Below are 5,559 nucleotides of genomic sequence, written 5' to 3' on the forward strand. Positions count from 1 at the left end.
AGGCTGCACCGGCACCGATGCCGGCGCTGGCGCCAGCACCCGCGCTGACCCTGGTCGCCGATGACGCCGAGATCCGCCACCTGCGCCAGGAAGTGGCCGGCATGCGCCAGGTGATCGAGCGCGAGATGAACCGCTTCACCGACGAGCGCCTGCGCGGCAGCCCGGTGCGCGCCACCGCGCTGGACCTGATGGACGAGTACGGCTTCGACGCCGGCATCGCCCGCGACGTGGCCATGCAGATCCCGCTGGAAACCGAGGCGCATCGCGGCCGCGGCCTGATGCTGGGGCTGATCTCGCGCAAGCTGCCGATCGCCCCGGTCGATCCGATGGAGGAAGGCGGTGTGATCGCCCTGGTCGGTCCGACCGGCGCCGGCAAGACCACCACCATCGCCAAGCTGGCCTCGCGCTTCGCCGAAGCCCATGCCGCCCGCGACGTCGCCCTGGTCACCACCGATACGATGCGCATCGGCGCCCGCGAACAGCTGTACGGCTACGGCCGCCAGCTCGGCATCGCCGTGCACGAGGCCAACAGCGGCACCGACCTGGACCAGCTGCTGGAACGCCTGAAGGACTACAAGCTGGTGCTGATCGACACCGCCGGCCTGGGCCCGCGCGACCGTGCGCTGGCCGCCCAGCTGCAGTGGCTGCGCGCCGCCCGCCAGGTCCGCACCCTGCTGGTACTGCCGGCCAACACCAGCTTCGGCGACATGGACGAGGTGGTCCGCCGCTTCGGCGCGGCCAACCTGCAGGGCCTGGTGCTGAGCAAGCTGGACGAGACCGGCCGCTTCGGCAACGCCCTGTCGGTGGCAGTGGACCACAAGCTGCCGATCACCTGGGTGACCGATGGCCAGGACGTCCCGGACGACCTGCACCGGGCCAGTGCAGCCAATCTTGTACTTCGCCTTGAAGATTTGCGCCGCGCGGCCGATATGCCCTGCAACCCGGAGTTGAACCATGCCGTCGCGTGAGTACGCCAAGCTGACCACCACCTTCCCGCTGACGGCGACCCGCAGCGAGCCGCTCGGCCCTGTGCGCACGATTGCCGTGACCGGCGGCAAGGGCGGCGTCGGCAAGACCAACGTATCGGCCAACCTGGCCGTGGCGCTTGCGGGAATGGGCAAACGCACCCTGTTGCTGGACGCCGACCTGGGCCTGGCCAACATCGACGTGATCCTGGGCCTGAGCCCCACCAACACCCTGGCCGACCTGGTCGCTGGCCGCTGCAGCCTGGATGACGTGATCATCGAAGGCCCGAACGGCGTGCTGGTGGTACCGGCTGCGTCCGGCCGCCGGCACATGGCCGAGCTGGCCCCGGCCGAGCATGTCGGCCTGGTCAACGTGTTCTCCGAACTGGAGCGCGAGCTGGACATCATGGTGGTGGACACCGCCGCCGGTATCACCGATGGCGTGCTGACCTTCTGCCAGGCCGCGCAGGACACCGTGGTGGTGGTCTGCGATGAACCGGCCTCGATCACCGACGCCTATGCGCTGATCAAGGTGCTGTCGCGCGAACGTGGCGTGGACCGCATCCAGGTGGTGGCCAACATGGTGCGCGACCCCAACGAAGGCCGCGTGCTGTACGAGAAGCTGACCCGCGTCTGCGAGAAATTCCTCGCCGATGTCTCGTTGAACTACCTCGGCTGCGTGCCGCAGGACGACTGGCTGCGCCTGTCGGTGCAGCGCCAGCAGCCGGTGGTCAAGGCCTATCCGTCCAGCCCGTCGGCACTGGCGATCACCGAGATCGCCCGCCGCACCGCCCGCTGGCAGGCACCGACCGAGCCGCGCGGCGGCGTCGAGTTCTTCCTCGAACGCATCATCAAGCAGCGCGGGGTGGCCGCATGAAAGGCGCCGCCCAGTACAGAGAGGTCCAGCGCACGGCGGCCAATGAGGTCATCGCCCAGCACTCGGACCTGGTGCGGCGCATCGCCCACCATCTGGCCGCACGCCTGCCGGCCAGCGTTGAGGWGGACGACCTGATCCAGGCCGGCATGATGGGCCTGATCGAAGCCTCGCGCAGCTACGACGCCGACCAGGGTGCCTCGTTCGAGACCTACGCTTCGATCCGCATCCGCGGTTCGATGATCGATGAGATCCGTCGTGGCGACTGGGTACCGCGTTCGGTGCACCGCCGTGCACGTGACGCTGCGGCCACCATCCGGCGCCTGGAGCAGAGCACCGGCCGCGCCGCCAGCGCCACCGAAGTGGCCGCCGCGATGGAGATGCCGCTGCCCGAGTACCTGCGCCTGATGGAGGACGCCTCGCGCGGCCAGGTACTGAGCCTGGAGTCGCGCATTGAAGACCAGGGCGAGCTGGACACCGTCGCCCAGGGCGGCCCGACCCCGCAGCAGGTGCTGGAGCGCGGTGAATTCGGCCGCGAGCTGGGCAATGCCATCGGCCACCTGCCCGAGCGCGAACAGCTGGTGCTGTCGCTCTACTACGAGCAGGAACTGAACCTGAAAGAGATCGGCGCAGTGCTCGGCGTGAGCGAGTCGCGGGTCTGCCAGATCCACGGCCAGGCGGTCCTGCGCCTGCGTGGCCGACTGAAGATTTTCGAGGCGGCCGACGCCGGCCTCGAGAGCTGATCAACAAAGGAACTCTGCTTTGAACAAGAACATGCGCATCCTGATCGTCGACGACTTCTCGACCATGCGTCGTATCGTCAAGAACCTGCTGGGCGATCTGGGCTTCACCAATACCGCCGAAGCCGAGGACGGGCATGCCGCGCTGTCGCTGCTGCAGAGCCAGCCGTTCGACTTCGTGGTCACCGACTGGAACATGCCGGTGATGACCGGCATCGAACTGCTCAAGGCCATCCGTGCCGATGCCAAGCTGAAGACCCTGCCGGTGCTGATGGTGACCGCCGAAGCCAAGCGCGAGCAGATCATCGAAGCGGCGCAGAACGGCGTGAACGGTTACATCATCAAGCCGTTCACCGCACAGACGCTGGAAGAGAAGCTCGGCAAGATCTTCGAACGCCTGGCGGCCAGCGCTTGATGGATACCACGGTCGACAAGAGCGCCCTCGCCCTGCGCCTGCAGGAAGCCCTGGATGCACTGGAATCCGGCGACGAGGCCGCGTGGCGCCAGCGCATCGACGGCCTGGTCGCGCTGCGCACCCAGCCGATGATGAGCGGCCTTTCGCGGCTGGCCCGCGAGCTGGGCCAGGCGCTGGGCGAACTGCCGACCGTGCCCGATGAAGCCGGCGAGCTGGACGATGCCTGCGCGCGCCTGGACCACGTGGTGGCGATGACCGAACAGGCTACCCACCGCACCCTGGACCTGGCCGAAGAGTGCCGCAGCCTGACCGAACAGCTGCGCGCCGACGGCCTGCAGCCGGGCCAGGACGTGCAGCTCGACCGCATCCGCCACAACCTCACCGAGATCGCCCTGACCCAGAGCTACCAGGACCTGACCGGGCAGATCATCCGTCGCGTGGTGGGCATCGTCCGCCGCGTGCACGAAGGCTTCGGCGCGCTCGGCCTGCCGCCGGAACAGCATCGCACCGATCCGGAACTGGCTGGGCCGGCACTGAAGGGACTGGACCGCCATGCGGTCTCGCAGAACGACGCCGACGACCTGTTGTCGGATCTGGGGCTGTAACCATGGGCGCAGTAGCCGACGACATCACTGCCGATTTCATCATCGAGGCCCAGGAGATCCTGGATCGCCTCGGCGAACAGCTGGTGTCGCTGGAACAGGCACCGCAGGACAATGAACAGCTCAATGCGGTATTCCGCGGCTACCACACGCTGAAGGGCGGCGCAGGTTTCCTCGGCATCACCGCAATGGTCGAGCTGTGCCACGCCGCCGAGGAAGCACTGGGCGCCGCACGCGCCGGCCAGGCCGTCCTGCAGGCGCATCACTTCGATGCCGCCCAGCAGTCACTGGACTACCTGCAATCGATGCTTGACGCGGTGTCTTCGGGCACCGAGCCGGGCTTTGCCCCGCCCGAACTGGTCGCCCAGTTCGACGTGCATGGCGGTGGCGCTGCCGCACCTGCGGCCGCGACGCCGGGTGCGGGCGGTGGCGACCTGATCACCGACGACGAGTTCGAGGCCCTGCTCGACCAGCTGCACGGCGGCAAGGCGCCGACAACGGTGGCGGCGGCGAAGAAGGCCGACGACATGATCAGCGAGGACGAGTTCGAGGCATTGCTCGACCAGCTGCATGGCGGCGCCGCCCCGGGCAGCAACACCACCGCAGCGGTTGCCGCCGTACCGGCACCGCGCCCGGCGCCCGCGCCGGCCGCGCCCGCTGCCAAGCCCGCACCCAACAAGCCTGTCGCCGAAGCCGAACACACCGTGCGTGTGGACACCAAGCGCCTGGATGCCATCGTCAACCTGATCGGCGAACTGGTGCTGTCACGAAACCGGTTGAAGACGCTTCGCACGCGCCTGCGCGATGAAGAACTGGACCGCGCCGTGTCCACGCTGGATATCGCCACCGCGCGCCTGCAGTCGGCGGTGATGCGCACCCGCATGCAACCGGTCGGCAAGGTGTTCTCGCGCTTCCCGAAGGTGGCGCGCGACGTTGCGCGTTCGCTGAAGAAGGAAGTGGACCTTGAACTGATCGGCGCCGAAACCGAGCTCGACCGCAACCTGGTCGAAGCGCTGGCCGACCCGCTGGTGCACCTGGTCCGCAACGCCATCGACCATGGCGTGGAAATGCCTGACCTGCGCGAAGCGCAGGGCAAGCCGCGGATGGGCCACGTGCGCCTGTCGGCACAGCAGGAAGGCGACTACGTCAGCATCGAAGTGCAGGACGATGGTGCCGGCATCGATCCGGAAAAGCTGCGCGCCAAGGCGCGCGAGAAGGGCCTGATCGATCCGGAAGCCGCCGCCCGCCTGAGCAGCGAGGAATGCCTGCACCTGGTGTTCCTGCCAGGGTTCTCGACCAAGCAGCAGGTCACCGACATTTCCGGCCGCGGCGTCGGCATGGACGTGGTGCAGTCGCGCATCCGTGAGCTGAGCGGGCAGATCCAGATCCAGTCGGAACTGGGCCGCGGCAGCCGCTTCATGATCCGCGTACCGCTGACCCTGGCGATCCTGCCGACCCTGCTGGTGCAGGCCGGCGAAGACGTCTACGCACTGCCGCTGGCCCGTGTGATGGAAGTGCTGCATGCGCCGCGCACCTCGCTGGGCTGGTTCGACGGTCGCGCCGTGCTTGACCGCCGCTCGCACACGCTGGCGCTGGTGGACCTGCGGCAATGGCTGGATGTGACGCCGGCCGCCTCGCCCCTGCTGACCATCGTCGTGCTGCAGGCCGGTGAGGCACGCTTCGGGTTGGTGGTGGACCAGGTGCGCGGGCGTGAGGAAGTGGTCATCAAGCCACTGCCCAAGGCCCTGCGCGGCCTGCGTGGTTATGCGGGTGCAACCTTGATCGGCGATGGTCGCATGGCACTGATCCTGGACGTGGACGGGCTGCGCAGCCCACACGACTGACCTCGTTGCTGAACCCGGCGCACCGTAGCGCCGGGCCAGGCCTGGCGACACAAGAAACTGTGAACTCCGTTACACCAGACTCTCCCGGTGTCTCAAGTCCCATTCATACAAGCCGATAC

Annotated in this window: 6 protein-coding genes; all 6 read left to right on the forward strand. The window is 68.0% G+C overall.

Annotated features, from left to right (window positions below; all coding sequences use genetic code 11):
* A partial coding sequence (gene flhF / locus AB4Y84_RS11640; protein ID WP_442250162.1) for a flagellar biosynthesis protein FlhF occupies window positions 1-968 on the forward strand: 968 nt, incomplete at its 5' end.
* Window positions 955-1,842 (forward strand): MinD/ParA family ATP-binding protein, encoded by an 888-nt coding sequence (locus AB4Y84_RS11645; protein ID WP_025878980.1) that lies wholly within the window; start codon window positions 955-957, stop codon window positions 1,840-1,842. The genes flhF and AB4Y84_RS11645, both read left to right, overlap by 14 nt.
* The gene (locus AB4Y84_RS11650) at window positions 1,839-2,582 is read left to right on the forward strand and encodes an RNA polymerase sigma factor FliA (RefSeq protein WP_442250163.1); all 744 of its coding nucleotides are present in this window, start codon (window positions 1,839-1,841) and stop codon (window positions 2,580-2,582) included. The genes AB4Y84_RS11645 and AB4Y84_RS11650 overlap by 4 nt, the downstream gene beginning before the upstream one ends.
* Window positions 2,583-2,601: 19 nt before the next feature.
* On the forward strand, window positions 2,602-2,994 hold the full coding sequence (gene cheY, locus AB4Y84_RS11655) for a chemotaxis response regulator CheY (protein ID WP_005413247.1): 393 nt from the start codon (window positions 2,602-2,604) through the stop codon (window positions 2,992-2,994).
* Entirely contained in the window at window positions 2,994-3,599 is a 606-nt protein-coding gene (locus AB4Y84_RS11660; RefSeq protein WP_025878978.1) for a protein phosphatase CheZ, read from the forward strand. Before cheY ends, AB4Y84_RS11660 begins: the two co-directional genes overlap by 1 nt.
* 2 nt (window positions 3,600-3,601) lie before the next feature.
* A complete protein-coding gene (locus AB4Y84_RS11665) occupies window positions 3,602-5,440 on the forward strand; it encodes a chemotaxis protein CheA (RefSeq protein ID WP_442243500.1) in 1,839 nt (612 codons plus the stop codon).
* The last annotated feature ends 119 nt before the right edge of the window (window positions 5,441-5,559 follow it).

This window comes from Stenotrophomonas sp. 2YAF22, from assembly GCF_052114665.1.
Taxonomy (GTDB): domain Bacteria; phylum Pseudomonadota; class Gammaproteobacteria; order Xanthomonadales; family Xanthomonadaceae; genus Stenotrophomonas; species Stenotrophomonas indicatrix.